The following is a 16,353-nucleotide window of genomic DNA, read 5'->3' as shown; positions in this document are numbered from 1 at the left end:
TATATTACTTATCGACGATTTCGATGTTATCCAGTTGCGCTCTTAAATTTGTTCTGACAGCCGACAGATATTCAGCCCGCAGTGTCATTTGCTCATCCGATTCGTCTTCGGTCAATCCACATTCTTTTTTCTTTCGGGCCAGTTCATTGATTCGATCAATTTTTTCCTTTGTTATCATGATTCTCCTCATTATTTCTAATCTTAATTTTTAAATTTTCACAAGTTGTTTATCGAGTAGGCGTTGGAGGCTGAGCAATACACCCAGCTTACCGTGAAAATGTGTCAGACCGCCTTGAAAATAAACATAGTAAGGTTCCCGCATCGGGGCGTCAGCCGAAAGTTCGATGGAAGAACCTTGAATAAAAGCACCGGCTGCCATAATAATGGGATCCGAATAGCCGGGCATATCCCATGGTTCAGGGGTGGCCTGGCTGTCCACCGGAGCCGCTTCCTGAATCGCCCGACAAAATGTTTTAACCGCTTCGGCGGTTTTTAAACAAACACTCTGAATGATATCACTGCGATAGTCCATCACTTCGGGGCAAACGGCAAAACCCAGCTTTTTATAGCAAGCGGCCAATAGCACCGCCGACTTAATTGCCTGGGCCACCACCGTTGGAGCCAAAAACAGACCTTGCAGCAAGGTGCGGTTTATTCCCAGGGTGGCACCGGTTTCTCTGGCTACTCCGGGAGCCGCCAGACGGCAGGCGGCCAAATGGACCAGATCCGCTCGACCAGCGACATAACCGCCGGTCGGCGCTAAGCCGCCACCGGGATTTTTGATCAGCGAACCGGCCATTAAATCGGCACCGATTAACACTGGTTCGACCCGGTCCATAAATTCGCCATAGCAATTGTCGACAAAAACAATCACATCTGTTTTTACTGCTCGAATTTTTTTAATCATCTCTGCCATCGCGTTGATGCTTAGTGCCGCCCGCCAGCTGTAACCCGTGGATCGCTGCAGATAAATCATTTTCGTATTTGGGGTAATGGCAGAAAGAATCGCCACTTCATCAAAACTGCCATCAGCCAGCAATTCGATCTGATTATAGGTGACTCCAAATTCTTTAATGGTTCCCTGCCCAACACAAGTCTCTTCCAGACCGATCACGGAGCGGATGGTATCGTAGGGCGAACCGGTAATGGCCAGTAAATGGTCGCCGGGGCGAAGGACCCCATACAAAGCTAATGCAATCGCGTGGGTTCCCGATGAAATATGCGGCCTCACCAAGGCATCTTCTGCTCCGAAAACATCGGCATAGATGGTTTCAACCACTTCCCGTCCGACATCGTCATAGCCATAGCCAGTCGAAACAGTAAAGTGTCGATCACCCAGTCCCGCCTTTTGCATCGCTTTGATGACCCGATACTGATGAAGCTCTGACAGATCATCCCGTTCTTTTAGTTGGGAGTGAACCTCATTTTCGACTTTTTTTACGAAATCGATGACTTCTGCTGAAATCTCAAATTCCTGTTCAAGATAGGTTTTAATGTCTTTTTGTATGTTCAAACAATTACTCACTTTCATTTATTGGTTCAAATTGAGGAAGAATCAGCTTTAGACACGCCTCAACCTGGGTCTCCAAGTCTTTGGCCTCACTCATTTTCAGCCACTGGATGCGCTTATCTTTGCGAAACCAGGTCATTTGACGTTTGGCGTAGTGTCGGGAATCCCGTTTTAGAATGGTTACCGCTTCTGCCAAGGTGGACACCCCTTCCAGGTAGGGTTTTAGCTCTTTATAGCCAATTGCCTTTAGTGCCGTCAAGTTCCAGTCATAGCCCCGCTCAACCAGCATCTTTGTCTCTTCAACAAGACCTTCCTCAATCATCCGATCAACCCGATGGTTAATCCGATGATAGAGCGTCTCGCGGTCCCAGTCCAACCCCAGAATAATATAATCATAAGGAACTTCCTGTTTTTTTGTCTCTTCATCAAAATGGGATTTCGGCTTGCCAGTGAGCTCATAAATTTCCAACGCCCGGATAATCCGATTTTGATTATTGGGGTGAACACTTTCTGCCGTAACCGGATCCACCGATTTTAGCCGCTGGTATAAGGCTTCCTTCCCCAGGACTTCGGCTTCGGCCGTTAGTCGCCACCGTATTATTTCATCACTGTCCTTTTTTTGAAAATCCCAGGGCAGACTAAGACTATTAATGTATAATCCTGTCCCCCCTATTATAATAGGAAGCTTTCCTTTTGAAAGAATGGCTTCGATGGCACCCAGTGCGGCTTTCTTATATTTTGCGACACTGAATTCTTCATCCGGGGACACACAATCTACCAGATGATGAGGTACCCCCTGCATTTCTTCTAAGGTGACCTTGGCTGTACCAATGTTCATATATTTATAGATTTGCATGGAGTCCGCAGAAATAATCTCACCATTCAATTTTTTTGCAAGTGCCACCCCCAATGCGGTTTTTCCGCTGGCAGTCGGTCCTACCACGACGAGTATTTTTGGTTTTTTTGTTTCCATCTTATACCACCCGCTTGAATAATTTCATTAATTCATATTCCTTTAATCTCATGATGATAGGGCGTCCATGGGGACAAGTATAGGGATTACTGAGACGCCTCAAATCTTCAAGAAGTTTTCTAATTTCAGCCTGGGTCAAAGATTGCCCGCCTTTAATGGCAGCTTTACAAGCCATCATAATGATTTTATTTTTTACTTTTTCTGAAAAAACCGTGTTGCCCTCAGTATTTTCGTTACTTTCAAAAAGATGTTCGTCAATCATCGCTTTTAATAAGTCCGGGCTCTGGGGTTCCCCTAATAATACCGGGACACTACGAACAAGCAAGGTATCATCTCCAAAAACATCACAGTCATAGCCCAATCTTTGATACTCAGCCAACGCATTTTCGATCAGGGTTAAATCTTTGGGACGAACTTTTAAAGGTATCGGTGTCATCAACCCCTGACTGGGAAGACCTTCATTGCGATTAAAAATTCCCATCAGCTCCTGGGTTAAGAAAGCTTCGTGGGCCGCATGTTGATCAAGAAGATAAATTTCTTTTTCACCCTCCAGAAGAATATATACATTAAACAGCTGTCCGACAATTCTCATTTTTGCCAGGTCCTGAACATCTTTTTTAAATCCTGGCACCGCTTTCTCATCATGATCAATTGTCCCGCGATTGATAACATCGCTATTAAAACTAACCGACGCTTCGGCAACACGATTAGAATTGTCGACGACTAACCTCCTTTTGTCCTTAGTCTCAAGAGGCGCTATATCAATTTCTTGCCCTTCTCCCGCGAGACTCACTTTTGTGATCAGATTTGTATCTGCATTCGGAGTCCTAAGCGAATCAAATTTGTCATCATTATGGACTTCAGGCGCTACCTTACTATTTCGTGGCAAGACGGCTTCTTCTCTTTTGATTGGGATATTGGGGGGACTGAATTGACCCTGATATTCAAGTGCTTCCGTTTTTTTTACGAAATCAATGTCATCTTCCATCGAGGACGCTTTTTTAGTTGATGCCATAGTGTCAATGCTGGTCTGATCTTCCAGAAAACTTCTTTGCACACGTGTGTGTTTCTCAACACGTTTTGTATCTATCCCGACGCGATCAGTTTCGAATTTTTTAGCTTCTTCCGTTTGATCATCAACCGTCCCCAGTTCAACGATTAGATTGGTATTTCTGAGGGTTTCCCTGATCCCCTGTTTAAAGAGCAGACAGACCAGGCTTTCATTTAGAATTTTTATTTCGGTTTTAGCCGGATGGATGTTTATGTCAAGCATTCGGCCCGGTAGCGTCATAAAAATAATACCAAGGGGGTGCTGATGTTTCATGCTATAGCCCTCATAGGCTTCATCTAATGCCTGAGCCAGTCGATTATTTTTAATATAGCGTCCATTAATAAAAAACACCTGATCGTCGCGATGATTTCGCATGGTTTTGAGGTTTCCCACTAAACCCGCCAGCTTCATGGGTTTGTTTTCATAATTCAGAGCGATCAAATTAGCCGCCACATCAATCCCATAAAGCCCCGCAACCACATCGATCACCTTTCCGGTACCTGGGGTATCAAGCACAATTCGCCCGTTGCAACTAAGCTGAAAGCGAACCCCCGGATGGGAAATAGCAATTTTTTCTAACAGATCCCGAACGATCATTTCTTCTTTTTTGTCCTTTTCCATATGTTTTCGTCGGGCCGGCGTATTGTAGAAAAGATCACTCACTGTGATTTCGGTGCCGCGATTATAGGCACAAACCCGCTGATTAATGAGTTTTCCACCTTCAAACAAGGTTAAACTTCCAACCTCTTCATTCGTAAACCGGGTAGTAATCTGCACCTTGGCGACTGCTGACACACTGGATAATGCTTCGCCTCTAAACCCCAGTGATTCAATCGATTCCAGATCGTCGATGGTTGATAACTTACTAGTGGCATGGCGTTTAAAGGCCAGCGGAATCTCATTATAGGCAATCCCGCAGCCATTGTCCTGAACTGTAATCCGGTTTTTTCCACCCGCTTCAATGATTACAGTAATCTGGTTGGCGCCAGCGTCAATGGCATTTTCCACCAATTCCTTTACTACTGACACGGGCCGGACAATCACCTCACCGGCAGCTATTTTATTAATTGTTTCATTATTTAGCATCTTAATTTTCATAGAAAATATTATATCATAAGAAAATAAGACCGTCGACAAAACCTGGCAGAAAAAAAAGGGAGCTGTCATCTGACAGCTCCCTTAATGATGGAGCGATTTGCGCTAAACGTCACCTTCCATATCAGGTGTCCATCCCTCAAGCGAAAAAAGATGGTGATTGCTGACCCGCAGGTTCAGACCTTTGCCGCAACAACACTTACGAACCTGTCCGGTTCTGCTTAGGACTTGTTTCTACACCTTTAGTCTATAGTATTTTATTCACCAACCATGCTCAGCTGCACATTGGAATCGCCTATTGGTCGATTAAGAACCGGTTTGCATTCTGGCAGCTCAATTCCCAATGCTTCTCTTAACACTTCTTCAATGGTTGAAACATGAATGATGGTTAAAGCATTTCGCACTTCTTCAGGAATATCACTGACATCTTTTTCATTGTCTTTTGGCAATAAAATTTTAGTGATACCGCTACGCTGCGCTGCGATAACCTTTTCTTTAATGCCACCAACTGGTAGTACCTGACCGCTTAAGGTAATTTCCCCGGTCATAGAAAGTTTAGAATCAACCGGTTTGCCTAAAATCAAGGATGCCAAAGCCGTCGTTAGCGTCACCCCGGCAGATGGTCCATCTTTTGGAGTTGATCCCGATGGGACATGAATGTGGGTATCATTTTTAAAATAGTCAAATCCATTGGCCAAATCACCCAATCGTGAGCGAATCAGGCTCATCGCAATGGTGGCACTTTCTTTCATGACATCGCCCAGTTGACCGGTTAGGGTCAGCTTGCCACTGCCCGGCATCAGGCTGGCTTCGGTAAAGAGAATTTCTCCGCCGACAGCGGTCCACGCCATTCCGGTTACGACACCTGGTTTATTATTTTCACCCGCTTTTTCATGACGTCTGGTTTTATTACCCAATACTTCGCTGATATTTTGAGTTGTTACAATAAACGGCAGTTCAACTTTTTTCGAAACGATTTTTTCAGAAACTACTCTGGCAATTTTTGCCAGTTGTTTGGTCAGGCCACGGACGCCAGCTTCAGCGGTGTAATTTTCGACAATCGCTTCAACAGCTGTTTCTTCAATCTGAAGCATCTCAGAGGTTAAGCCGTGATCATCTAAAACACTTGGCAACAGATGATCAATAGCAATCCGTTTCTTTTCACCGTTGGTATAGCTTGACAGCTGAATTATTTCGGCTCGATCCAAAAGTGGTGCTGGGATCGTGCTAAGGTCATTGGCTGTCGCAATAAAAAATACCTCGGATAAATCATAGGGAATTTCCAGATAGTGATCAGAGAAGGTACAATTTTGCTCAGGATCTAAGACTTCCAGGAGCGCTGAACCAGGATCACCCTGATGAGACATGCCCATCTTGTCAATTTCATCTAAAATGAAAACCGGATTTTTAGCTTCGGCATTGGCAATGCCTTTAATAATACGTCCCGGCATTGCACCAAGGTAAGTCTTGCGATGTCCGCGAATCTCGGCTTCATCCCGCACCCCGCCTAAGCTGGCACGTACATATTTGCGATCAAGGGCTTCGGCAATGCTCTTACCCAAACTGGTTTTTCCGGTTCCCGGAGGTCCCACTAACAATAAGATCGAACCTTGTTTGTCTTCTTTTAACTTCATCACGGCCAAATGTTCAATGATTCGTTTTTTTACATCGTCAATACCAAAGTGATGGGATTCAAGTACCTGTCTGGCGTGTTCAATATCGATTTCTTTTTTCTCACTGGTCCAAGGGAGTTCCAAAAGCAGATCAAGGTAATTCATGATCACATTGCTTTCACCTCCGTTTGGCGGCGAATTTTCAAATTTGCGGACTTCTTTTAACGCTATTTTTTTAATGTCTGCAGGCATATCTGAATCCAGAACTCTTTTTCGATAATCGGCTTCTTCTTCTAATTCTTCATCCAGTTCACCTAATTCTGCTTTAATATTCTTAAGTTGTTCCCGAAGCATCGCTTCACGATAGGTTTTATCCTTACGTTGAGAATATTTTTTACTAATTTCGAGTTGCAGGTGTACGGAATCCTTTTCCCGGATGATATAGTCAATAAAGCTCAGCGTTCTTTCTTTGATTGAATCAATTTCCAGAAGAACCTGTTTGCTTTTTAAAGGAATACCCATCATGGGAATAGTGTAACCCATAATTTCTTCTAAAGAAGGTAATCCTTCCAGAATACTGACAAAGTACTCAGCACCCTTAAAATTATGACTTAAATCTTTCATTAAGCCTTTAATGTACATAATCATTTCCTGTTCTTCGTCAGCATTGATATCCAGAATATCTTCCTGAATGGTATAAGAAGCATTAATCTGTTTTTCTTCAAAGCTGAAGTCCAGAACCTTAACCCGATTGATGGTGGTGATATCAATAACAAAACCATTATCGGACTTTTGGATATTATCAAATTTCATTAACACACCGATACGATAAAACGAATCAGCGGTCAATTGAACGAGTCCTTTATAATCTTTTGTTGATAGACCAATGGCCAAGGTATTATTCTTGATAATCAATTCTTTGATATTGTTTCCAATATCCTCATTTACAAAAATACGATTTGAAATCCCTGGATAAATCACTGTTTCTGTGATCGGAATTAATGGTGCGTTTTTAATTTCTAGTGTGTTCATTTTTCTTCCTCCTCATCCTTTAACAATTTAATTTTTATTAAAGAATTTTGTTTAGTAAGGTGATCAATTGATCCAGCTCATCTTCGGTGAGACTGTTTTTAATCCGTTCAATAACTTGAATCTGGGTTCTTTCCTCGGATCTGGCAATTGATTGTCCCTTTGGTGTAAGATAGATAAAATACACCCTGCCATCCTCTGGCGAACGTTCCCGATACACACAGCCCATGGAAATAAATTTACTAATCAATTCGGTAATCGTCGGTTTCGAATTCTTTGTTTCCTGAGCCAACTGGCTGAAGGTTACCCGATAATTCTTGTCGATGATTTTAAGATAATATTTCTGTTTTGAGGTTACATCTTCCGCCTGACACAAGCAGGTTTCATTTTCATGGAAAGCTGCATTGAGTTTAAGCAGTTTATGATAAGCCTCATATAGTTCATTTTTCTTACATATCATATTATCACCCAACTTTTTTATTAGTTAGCACTTACCTAACTACTTGGTATAAGTATAGCTCCGGTTGCTTATCTTGTCAATAAAAGGTTATGCTTATTCGGAATCGTTAAGTTTTACTTAATTTTTTAGCCGCTTATCGACTTAAAAGATGATCACATTGATCAACTTCAGACAGCTATTTTGCTGCTTCAATCGATTATATTTATATCCCCCGCTCCTTCGTCTGTTGACAAAGCCTCTTTAAAAGGCTATGATTTTAGAATAATAAATTATTTTAGACTTAAAGGAGACCATTATGGAAAAAAAACCGTTGGCTACCGTGGATGGTAAAACGATTTACACCACGGATTTAGATGCCTTAATAAAACAATTACCTCAGGAACAGGCAAATCAATTCACCTCAAAAGAAGGACGACGTCAATTACTAGAAGAACTTATTGCCCAAGAGCTATTTTACTTAGAAGGCAAAAAAGCAAAGGTTGATGAAAGCGAAGAATTCCAGAAAATGCTCATCGATGCAGAAGAAAAGCTTCTAAAAACCCATATGATTGCAAAATTCATGATGGATATCACCATTCCAGATGAAGAAGTGCAAAAATTCTACGATGAAAACCCAAGCCAGTTCATTGCACCAGACAGCATTCGAGCCAGCCACATTCTTTTACCTAATGAAGAACAGGCTTCGACAATTATTGAAGAAATCAAAGCCGGCAAATCCTTTGAAGCAGCAGCAAAAGAATATTCAATTTGCCCTTCTAATGATAAGGGCGGCGATCTAAGCTATTTTTCTAAAGGCCAGATGGTTCCAGAATTTGAAACTGCTGCCTTCGCACTGGAAATAAATGAAATGACTGAGCTACCAGTAAAAACCCAGTTTGGTTACCATATTATTAAGCTGACGGATCGTAAGATTGCTCAAACCATTCCCTTTGATGCAGTAAAGGAAAATGCTCGAAATTACTTATTAAGAGAAAAACAAAACAAAGCTTTTATCGGCAAGGTTGAAGACCTTAAACAAAAATATCCGGTTAAAATGGAAACTACGATTCTGTAATAAAAAGACCAAAGCAACGGGTTTGCTTTGGTCTTTTCTAATTGCTAACTCCAGACGATCTGTTATTTTATTCTTCGTCCTGACTTTTACAACAGCCTTTACCCATAAATCGGTGACCAATGACAAACCCCACTATTGTAAAGGTAATTGTAAGTGCAACCAAGGCACAAGGGATAATTTTATCCTTATGTGCCATCATACAGCATTGGCTATCTTCATTTTTATTACAACACATATTACTTCCTCCAGCTTTCTTTGTTATATCTAATTTATACCCCTGTTTTTGATTTTAAATCAGGGCTTTTTAGACAATCCGCAATAGTTTTCAACCCGACTACAGATCCGCTTATTCTTTTTTTGCATTTTATCTAAAAAAAAATCCAGCCAGTCACCTACCGGCTGGATTCTTCTTAAACAGAAATGTCCAGTAGTTGTCCAATATTGGGGTCAGGTGAGGGGCCAGCAGTCGTAGCAACTGGGGTACTTGTTTCCACCATTGCCATCATATCGGTCATTTGCTCAGTCCCCGTCTCCATTGCCATCTTCATCACCGATACACTAGCCTGTTGGGCGACCTGCATTTGACTCATTCCCATCGAAAGTGCTGCAATATCCATGTTCATTCCACCTTTCTTTGAGATGATTCATAATTTTTATGAATCTTCTCCCTTATTTTAATCGCTATCATTTATTAATGTGTGCAACACATCTATATCTGTTATCGTATTAATTCTAATTTACTTTACTATTATATCATAATTTGTAACACAAACCTTTAATTCACATCCGTTTTTAAATATTATCAAGATTTAAACTATAATAATATCTTTGCTAATATAAATATCGCGGCCATCGCTGTCATCCCCATAATAAAGGTCACAATTGTTTGTGTTTTATAGCCATCCTGGGTTTCCATTTTGCTAAAGTTAGTCACCACCCAAAAGTAACTGTCATTTGCATGCGAAACGGTCATCCCTCCGGCTCCAATGGCCAGCACGGCCAAAACAGCGGCCATCGGACTTGACAAACCTAAAGCAGACATCATTGAGGTCGGATCTGAATAGACGCCCATAATACCCGCTGTGGTCGTGATTGCAACGGTTGAAGATCCCTGAGCGGTTTTTAAGATCGCCGCAATTAAGAAAGGAAAAAAAATGCCGGCCCGGGAAATAATGCCCGCATTTACCTGAATAAAATCAACAAAGCCAGCTGCCACAATCACCTTACCTAAAACTCCGCCAGCAGCGGTTACAAAAAGAATCGGCCCGACAACCTTTAATGTTTCATTGGTCAGTTCGTAAAAATCAGACATCCTTTTCGTCGAAACTAAGAGCCCCAATGCGCACAGCAAGCCAACCGTCAAGGCAATCATCGGAGTTCCTAAAAAAATCATAATTTGTCCGGGAAGTCCACCAATCGCTAACAGACTGGCAAGCGAACCAAGTGTCATCAGTATAATCGGTACCAGAATAGGCGAAAGCGATGCCATACCACCGGGAATTTCCCCGTACTCTAAAACCAGTTCCGCCACACTTTTTTGATAATCCCAAACACCCTGCTCTTCGCGTGATTTAACTTTTTTCGCAATGTACTTCGAAAATATCAGAGCTGCAAGTAAAGTTGGTATCGATACCAGAGTGCCCATCGCAATAACCATTAGCAGGTAATTAGAGACACCCAGAGACCCTGCTGCCGCAATGGGGCCCGGTGTTGGTGGAATAAATACATGCGCAGTATAAAGTCCTGCTGACAAAGCCACTGTCATAGCAACTGACGAGGTTCTTGTTTTAGCCCACATTGCTTTGCGAATTGGATTCAGAATCACAAAACCACTGTCGCAAAAAACTGGCACTGCCACAATCCAGCCCATTATCATTAAAGCGAGCTCCGGATTTTTGGGGCCAATTACTTTTACCACCATGTCTGCCAATTTAATCGCTGCTCCTGTTTTTTCCAGAATCAGCCCAATCAAAGTCCCCAGGATGATCACAATGCCGATGCTTGTGAAAATCCCAGCAAAACCAGATCCTAAAATTCCGGGTATCTCCGAAAGCGGTAAACCAACAATTAAAGCAAGCATTAATGAAACGCCCATAATTGCTATAAAGGGATGCACTCCCCAGCGGGAAATGGCCAGAATCATCAAGCTTATTGCAATGACCAATGCAATCATCAAAGCTAACCCCGTCATAAGGTCTCCTTTCACAGATGCTCTTTTTTTAAATTGTGAAACGCTTGTTATTTTCATTTGAATCAGCATTTCTTTTGCTATCAATCTATGTTATGATAAAAAGAGTACTCATGCACTAAAAAATGGATTATAAAAAAATAGTTAGGAGAATCGTCTTGAAAAAGAAACTGCTTTTATTAGGCACTTTTATCCTTTGTATCATAACTCTTGCTGGTTGTGTATCCTCCTCTGAAAAAAAATCCGATACCATTGATCTGGAAACCACTGACCGCTATGAACTCCTCATTGGACTAAATGATGTGACCACTGGCAAGCAGGTCATGGACACCCAGGAAGCCATCGAAATCGTTAAGCTAAAATTACTAAGCCATGTCAGCGGTGTTACTGTTACAGTATCTAATGGTTACTATTATGTAGGTGCTTTTATCGTCGACGAAACAACACTAAATTGTGTAATTTATGGTGCAAATGATGAAGCCATCGCCGCCGTTGTTGCTGAAATTAATGATGATCTCAATGTCTCCGTACTCGTCTCAAAAACCCCCAGCCAATACCGCTTAATCACACCATAAAATGCGTAGAAAAGCTTTTTTCTTCACGCGTCTAGTTAGCGAGCCAATCTCATTTAAGGTTTGTTGTTTGTTCTAACAATATCAATGACATCCCATATGGTATCAATCATAAAAGTGGGCTTACATTTTTCAAGTGCAAAGGGGGAATTGTATCCCCATTTAACAGCAACCACATCCACCCCGGCCTTTTGGCAGGCTTCTATATCACGAACCTCATCCCCGATATAAAGCATTTCGTCAGGCTTAATGTCATGCTTTCGCAGAACTTTCTTGATTTTTTTTGACTTGGACATGAGTGCGGAACACATGATAAACTCAATCTCATGACTAATATCATAGGTTATTAAAAAATCAGAAACGGTTTTTTTAATATTGGAGGTAAGTATCCCAATATGATCGGTTTCTTTACGCAGTGCTGTAAAAAAATCATGAATATCCGGAGCGAAAGCATGAATTTCGCTTGATTCTTTTCTCATCATCTTTTGTCCATCCCGGATTGCCCGGGGGAATTTGTAAAAAGGGATATCCACAATTTCCTTGATCTCTTTGATGTGAAGATTTTTGATATGCTGTAATTCTTCCATAGTGACTGTGCTGTACTTATATTTTTTTGCCAGACTGTTATATATATTAAAGGCTTTCTCCTCAGTATCCGCAAGGGTACCGTCAAAATCGAAAACCACACACTTATAGGTCATAGATGACTCCTCAAATTTAGTTGTTTAGTTCATATCCATTTACTTTACTTTTTAATTTCTTTCCTAGGGAATCGTGATAAAAATAGCAATCCAGATCCAATCGCTGGGCTTCATGCATCGCAGCACTGCCAAAACGGATCAAATCTTCTTTATTTGTAGCGTGATCCGGATATTTGGAAACACCAATGTGGTTTCTTAAAATAAAAGCGTTTCCTTCAATAATGAAGGGATTACTAAGTAAGTCCGTAATCATCTGACAGATTTCAAGAATTATTTTTATGCTTGAATCACAGGGATAGAATAGCGCAAACTGATCCGAGTAGCGACGAACTAGTAACCCATACTTCCCAATAACATCATATAATTGTTCACTTAAAGATTGGATCAACTGATCTTCAATCGTTTGACCAAAAGCATCACCGACTGTGTGAAGTCCCTCAAGATGAATAAAGATCAAAGCCAGATGCTTTTCCGAATTATTTTTGCATTTACTAAAATAATTTCCCAAAACCTGTTCTAATTTATAACGATTGGGGAGTTTGGTTATCGGGTCTTGGATAAAAGCCGCTTCCAAAGCTTTTCTCTTTTCAATAGTGTCGGTAACGTCGATTCCAAGCAGAATATTGGTATTTTTTCCATCTCTTCTGGTAAACGTCGCATGATCCCATTGGATATAGTGAATATTCCCTTTGTGATCCTTAAAAGGCAACGGTTTTTTGAAATCCAGGTTTTCATTTATGAATTTTCGATGGAGACGTTTAAGATTCCCAAAAATATCCCGTAAGTTCTTATCTTCAACCTCATCATAATTTATTCCACTTAATTGATGAACCACATGATTAATACTGAGGACTTCAAAAGCATTATTGAATTCAATAAACAAAAGCCGGCTATTGTTTAGAACCTTATCTGTAAAAACAAGCTGGGCATTCAATTCTTCTCGCAAATCAACCTGTTTTGTGACATCCTGGAGAATCCCAATTGTTCGCTGATGTTCGTTATCTTTTGTAAAATAATGTCGTACTCTTAAGTAAATGTCCCGAATTTCTCCGCGATTATTTTTTATGCGATAATGAGTATCGACCTTCTCCTGAGCTTGAAATGCCCGCAGGAATGCTTTCCAAACGCGGTTTTGATCATCCTCATAGGCCATCCAATAAATGATGTCAAGATTGGGTTCAACTTCCCCTTCTTCATAACCCAGTATACTATAAAGTTCCCTTGACCAGTAAATTTTTTTTGTTAAATAATTCATTTCCCAGTAACCCAAATGAGCAAGACGTTGAATTTCCAGGAGTTCTTCTTTTTGCTGGCTGATATATGCATCCTTCTCATTGGCCTTTTTTAAATCTTTTCCCGTTATAATCAGATAGCTCTTTTCGCACCCTTTTTTGTCACGCATTTTTAGCGGTTTAAAGACCAGATGAATTGGGATCACTTCGCCGCTTTTATGAAAAAATTTGATATCTCTTTCATAAACACCCTTTTGCGCAATCGCCTTATTCAGTTCATCCCGTTCCTCTTCAAAAACATAATCCATCGGAATACGCTGGATGCTTTTGCCAATAATTTTATCTGCAGGTTTTCCCTGATAATTTAGAAACGTATCATTCGCCTTGAATATAATCCCTTCATTATCAACAATAATGACACTCTCAGTAACCTGGTTAAAAACACCCTGATACATTTTTTCAGTTTGTTGCCATTCTTCACGCCTTTTTTTCATTTTTGTAAAGTGATAGCCTGCACCACCAACCAAACTAAAAAAAACAATGGTTAAAATCACCGCCATCGTTATCAAATTCTCTTCTGAAAAAACATTTAACTCATTCAGCATTCTGAACACCTTACTTTCTGATGTCTTACTGTTATTGATTTAACGCACATCGCCATATTTTCACTAAAGATGATTCTTTTGTATATTTGCCTTCAATTCATAGATATATTATAATACAATCTGTCAACAAAATCCATTACCGACCCTTTTTATTTTGAGTATTATAAAAAAAGCGATTCTCATCTGGATTTGACACCATTTTTCGGGTACGGAATCAAAAATTATTTTTGTCGATACGCTTAAATGGCGAATTCATAAAATAATTAAAAAAACCGCATAAATGCTTTGACAAACCATAAATAAATGTTACAATTAATATATCACTTTATCAGACTACAGTATTAAAGCACGACGTTGAACAAGGAGGTTCATATGCTTTTTAATTATTCCATCGACGGCTTTGAAAACATCCAACACCAGGATTATTTCGCCCTGCAGCAGATCAACGCAAAACTTATGTCACTTTACCGTTCCTTTGGCTATCATCAGATTTCCACCCCCACCTTTGAAACCTATGATCTATACGTCAATGAAGATTCCATTCCCAGCGACGATCTTTTCAAGCTGGTCAATCATCAAGGTAAGGTTCTTGTGCTAAAGCCGGATGCCACCCTGCCAGTCACCCGGATGGCCGCCATGAATCATCCTAATTCTCAGGAGATCATCAAATTCTCTTACCAGACTAATATCTATCGGAATTTTTCATCACCGGAGATCATTAAGAAAGAAATCACCCAAATTGGGATCGAATATTTTGGCAACAACAGCCCGGAATGCGACGGCGAAGTGATCGCCCTGGCGATTCGCTCGCTGCTTGAAAATGGCATTGAGGACGTCCACATTGATTTGGGCCATGTGGGGTTTATTAATTTTTTATTTGATGACCTGGCCTTCTCCTGCAAAGAAAAGGCAACCCTCTTTAAATACATCGAAAACAAAAACATTGGCGATATTGCAAGTTATTTAGAAAAACTGGCCTTGCCTGATGCTAAAAAAACGGTCATCCTTAAATTGCCGCTCCTCTACGGCGAACCGAAAACCGTCTTAAAAGAAATGAAAGCCCTATGCATCAATGACAAAATGCAACAGGTTGTAAAAAAGATTTCTGAAATCTACGCCCATCTGGAAGTCATTGGCCTGGCCGGCTATGTCAGTTTTGATCTTGGATTCACCAATCAGATGAACTATTACAGCGATATCAACTTTAAAGGCTATATCAACAGCTGCGGCGAACCGGTGATCAGCGGCGGACGTTACAACAACCTGTCAGAAAAATTTGGTATTCCCCGTCCGGCCTGTGGTTTTGCCATTGATCTACTAAAAGTGATTGATTACATGGAGCAACACCAGCTACTCCCGCGAGATGATCAAAAGACCGATGTAATTTTTTATGAAAATCCGCAAAAGGCCGATGCCTACAAAATGGCGGAGCAATTACGAAAAAAAGGATCAATCGCTGAAGTGTTTCTGATGACCGAAACGAAAGAAAAACATGTGACATCTTTTAAAGAAAATGCCCTTTATAAAAATGCCGTACTATACTTCCTGATGGATGGCAAACTCTTCTCTGAAATGGACGGGGCATTCTTAGAAATCAAAACAATTGGTTCAGAAAGTGAGGTCATGTAAATGGTGATCCGATTCGCCCTGGCCAAGGGCCGTGTGGCCAAAAAAGCAATTGAGCTGTTAACTGATCTGGGTTATGTTTTTTTAGACTACTCAGAAAAAAGCCGAAAACTGATTTTTACTGACACTACCGGGACGATTGAGTTTTTTCTGGTGAAATCACCGGATGTTCCCACCTATGTCGAAAAAGGCGCTGCCGATATTGGCATTGTTGGTAAGGATGTGCTGTTAGAACATCCTGCCCAGGTTTATGAGATGCTAAACCTTGACATCGGCAAATGCAAAATGTGTGTGGCTGGCTTTAAAAACCAACCGATCCCCTATGGCAAAAAAATGATTGTGGGCACCAAATACCCAGTCATTGCCAAGGATTATTTTCATGCCAAGAACCAACTGGTGGATATTATTAAAATCAACGGTTCGGTGGAGTTGGCTCCGCTGATTGGTCTGGCTGACTGCATTGTCGATATTGTCGAAAGCGGCAATACCCTAAAAGAAAACGGGCTGTCGGTACTGGCAGAAATCTGCGAGATCAGCTCCCGACTAATTGTCAATCAGGTGAGCCTAAAAACCAAGCGGGATATGATTGATCCCATTATCAAGGCATTTGAAAACCAGTTATAGCTATTAGTGAGCTATCGATA

General features: G+C 41.0%; 16 protein-coding genes. 5 read left to right on the top strand and 11 right to left on the bottom strand.

The genetic code is table 11. The features are described from left to right. Positions 1–4 precede the first annotated feature (4 nt). From DOZ58_RS00910 to mutL, 4 genes are read right to left on the bottom strand one after another with little or no spacing between them, the layout of a single operon-like run. Positions 5–178 carry a DUF896 domain-containing protein gene (locus DOZ58_RS00910; protein ID WP_084633607.1) on the bottom strand — a complete coding sequence of 58 codons (174 nt, stop codon included), beginning with the start codon at positions 176–178 and terminating at the stop codon, positions 5–7. Between the two features lie 30 nt (positions 179–208). Further along, complete coding sequence (locus DOZ58_RS00905; protein ID WP_111886572.1) at positions 209–1,531, bottom strand: methionine gamma-lyase family protein; 1,323 nt, start codon at positions 1,529–1,531, stop codon at positions 209–211. Further along, positions 1,518–2,483, bottom strand: coding sequence for a tRNA (adenosine(37)-N6)-dimethylallyltransferase MiaA (miaA, locus tag DOZ58_RS00900; protein WP_111886571.1), 966 nt, complete (start codon positions 2,481–2,483; stop codon positions 1,518–1,520). The genes DOZ58_RS00905 and miaA overlap by 14 nt, the downstream gene beginning before the upstream one ends. Position 2,484: 1 nt before the next feature. After that, positions 2,485–4,632 (bottom strand): DNA mismatch repair endonuclease MutL, encoded by a 2,148-nt coding sequence (mutL, locus tag DOZ58_RS00895; protein ID WP_111889648.1) that lies wholly within the window; start codon positions 4,630–4,632, stop codon positions 2,485–2,487. Positions 4,633–4,716: 84 nt separating this feature from the next. Here mutL and DOZ58_RS18625 point away from each other — a divergent pair, with 84 nt between their 5' ends. Then, positions 4,717–4,854 carry a hypothetical protein gene (locus DOZ58_RS18625; protein WP_204355447.1) on the top strand — a complete coding sequence of 46 codons (138 nt, stop codon included), beginning with the start codon at positions 4,717–4,719 and terminating at the stop codon, positions 4,852–4,854. 32 nt (positions 4,855–4,886) lie between these two features. On the opposite strand, the gene lon is transcribed toward DOZ58_RS18625, so the two are convergent. Next, entirely contained in the window at positions 4,887–7,274 is a 2,388-nt protein-coding gene (lon, locus tag DOZ58_RS00890; protein WP_111886570.1) for an endopeptidase La, read from the bottom strand. 37 nt (positions 7,275–7,311) lie between these two features. Next, positions 7,312–7,731 (bottom strand): MarR family winged helix-turn-helix transcriptional regulator, encoded by a 420-nt coding sequence (locus tag DOZ58_RS00885; protein WP_242988559.1) that lies wholly within the window; start codon positions 7,729–7,731, stop codon positions 7,312–7,314. Between the two features lie 295 nt (positions 7,732–8,026). Between DOZ58_RS00885 and DOZ58_RS18775 the strand changes: the two genes are divergently transcribed. Further along, positions 8,027–8,785 carry a peptidylprolyl isomerase gene (locus DOZ58_RS18775; RefSeq protein ID WP_111886568.1) on the top strand — a complete coding sequence of 253 codons (759 nt, stop codon included), beginning with the start codon at positions 8,027–8,029 and terminating at the stop codon, positions 8,783–8,785. A 67-nt stretch (positions 8,786–8,852) separates the two neighbouring features. Here the strand turns inward: DOZ58_RS18775 and DOZ58_RS18425 are convergent, their stop codons facing one another. The 3 genes from DOZ58_RS18425 to DOZ58_RS00870 form a co-directional block, all read right to left on the bottom strand. After that, positions 8,853–9,020: a hypothetical protein gene (locus DOZ58_RS18425; protein WP_162624369.1), complete on the bottom strand. Its 168-nt coding sequence runs from the start codon at positions 9,018–9,020 to the stop codon at positions 8,853–8,855. 175 nt (positions 9,021–9,195) lie between these two features. Then, positions 9,196–9,402, bottom strand: a complete 207-nt coding sequence (locus DOZ58_RS00875; protein ID WP_111886567.1) for a YjfB family protein — start codon at positions 9,400–9,402, stop codon at positions 9,196–9,198. Positions 9,403–9,599: 197 nt separating this feature from the next. Then, positions 9,600–10,976: a GntP family permease gene (locus DOZ58_RS00870; RefSeq protein ID WP_111886566.1), complete on the bottom strand. Its 1,377-nt coding sequence runs from the start codon at positions 10,974–10,976 to the stop codon at positions 9,600–9,602. A gap of 155 nt (positions 10,977–11,131) precedes the next feature. Between DOZ58_RS00870 and DOZ58_RS00865 the strand changes: the two genes are divergently transcribed. Then, a complete protein-coding gene (locus DOZ58_RS00865; RefSeq protein WP_111886565.1) occupies positions 11,132–11,548 on the top strand; it encodes a hypothetical protein in 417 nt (138 codons plus the stop codon). 53 nt (positions 11,549–11,601) lie between these two features. Here DOZ58_RS00865 and DOZ58_RS00860 read toward each other — a convergent pair whose 3' ends face one another. Beyond that, entirely contained in the window at positions 11,602–12,246 is a 645-nt protein-coding gene (locus tag DOZ58_RS00860) for an HAD hydrolase-like protein (protein WP_242988558.1), read from the bottom strand. Positions 12,247–12,262: 16 nt separating this feature from the next. Then, positions 12,263–14,083, bottom strand: coding sequence for a sensor domain-containing diguanylate cyclase (locus DOZ58_RS00855; protein ID WP_111886564.1), 1,821 nt, complete (start codon positions 14,081–14,083; stop codon positions 12,263–12,265). A 372-nt stretch (positions 14,084–14,455) separates the two neighbouring features. On the opposite strand from DOZ58_RS00855, the gene DOZ58_RS00850 reads away from it, so the two are divergent. Together DOZ58_RS00850 and hisG are read left to right on the top strand one after the other, a co-directional pair. After that, positions 14,456–15,712, top strand: a complete 1,257-nt coding sequence (locus DOZ58_RS00850) for an ATP phosphoribosyltransferase regulatory subunit (RefSeq protein ID WP_111886563.1) — start codon at positions 14,456–14,458, stop codon at positions 15,710–15,712. Continuing rightward, positions 15,713–16,333, top strand: a complete 621-nt coding sequence (gene hisG / locus DOZ58_RS00845) for an ATP phosphoribosyltransferase (protein WP_111886562.1) — start codon at positions 15,713–15,715, stop codon at positions 16,331–16,333. Positions 16,334–16,353 lie beyond the last annotated feature (20 nt).

The organism is Acetobacterium sp. KB-1 (genome assembly GCF_003260995.1).
GTDB classification, from domain to species: domain Bacteria; phylum Bacillota; class Clostridia; order Eubacteriales; family Eubacteriaceae; genus Acetobacterium; species Acetobacterium carbinolicum.
Note: the sequence above shows the minus strand (reverse complement) of the source record. Positions and strands in the feature narration are given on the sequence as shown.

Bases quoted from the DNA above. Each gene is read 5' to 3' on its own strand.
- DOZ58_RS18425 (WP_162624369.1), bottom strand. From the start codon at position 9,020: ATGTGTTGTAATAAAAATGAAGATAGCCAATGCTGTATGATGGCACAT.
- miaA (WP_111886571.1), bottom strand. From the start codon at position 2,483: ATGGAAACAAAAAAACCAAAAATACTCGTCGTGGTAGGACCGACTGCC.
- DOZ58_RS00875 (WP_111886567.1), bottom strand. From the start codon at position 9,402: ATGGATATTGCAGCACTTTCGATGGGAATGAGTCAAATGCAGGTCGCC.
- DOZ58_RS00860 (WP_242988558.1), bottom strand. From the start codon at position 12,246: ATGACCTATAAGTGTGTGGTTTTCGATTTTGACGGTACCCTTGCGGAT.
- DOZ58_RS00870 (WP_111886566.1), bottom strand. From the start codon at position 10,976: ATGACGGGGTTAGCTTTGATGATTGCATTGGTCATTGCAATAAGCTTG.
- hisG (WP_111886562.1), top strand. From the start codon at position 15,713: ATGGTGATCCGATTCGCCCTGGCCAAGGGCCGTGTGGCCAAAAAAGCA.
- DOZ58_RS00910 (WP_084633607.1), bottom strand. From the start codon at position 178: ATGATAACAAAGGAAAAAATTGATCGAATCAATGAACTGGCCCGAAAG.
- lon (WP_111886570.1), bottom strand. From the start codon at position 7,274: ATGAACACACTAGAAATTAAAAACGCACCATTAATTCCGATCACAGAA.
- DOZ58_RS18625 (WP_204355447.1), top strand. From the start codon at position 4,717: ATGATGGAGCGATTTGCGCTAAACGTCACCTTCCATATCAGGTGTCCA.
- DOZ58_RS00850 (WP_111886563.1), top strand. From the start codon at position 14,456: ATGCTTTTTAATTATTCCATCGACGGCTTTGAAAACATCCAACACCAG.
- DOZ58_RS00905 (WP_111886572.1), bottom strand. From the start codon at position 1,531: ATGAAAGTGAGTAATTGTTTGAACATACAAAAAGACATTAAAACCTAT.
- DOZ58_RS00885 (WP_242988559.1), bottom strand. From the start codon at position 7,731: ATGATATGTAAGAAAAATGAACTATATGAGGCTTATCATAAACTGCTT.
- DOZ58_RS00855 (WP_111886564.1), bottom strand. From the start codon at position 14,083: ATGCTGAATGAGTTAAATGTTTTTTCAGAAGAGAATTTGATAACGATG.
- mutL (WP_111889648.1), bottom strand. From the start codon at position 4,632: ATGAAAATTAAGATGCTAAATAATGAAACAATTAATAAAATAGCTGCC.
- DOZ58_RS18775 (WP_111886568.1), top strand. From the start codon at position 8,027: ATGGAAAAAAAACCGTTGGCTACCGTGGATGGTAAAACGATTTACACC.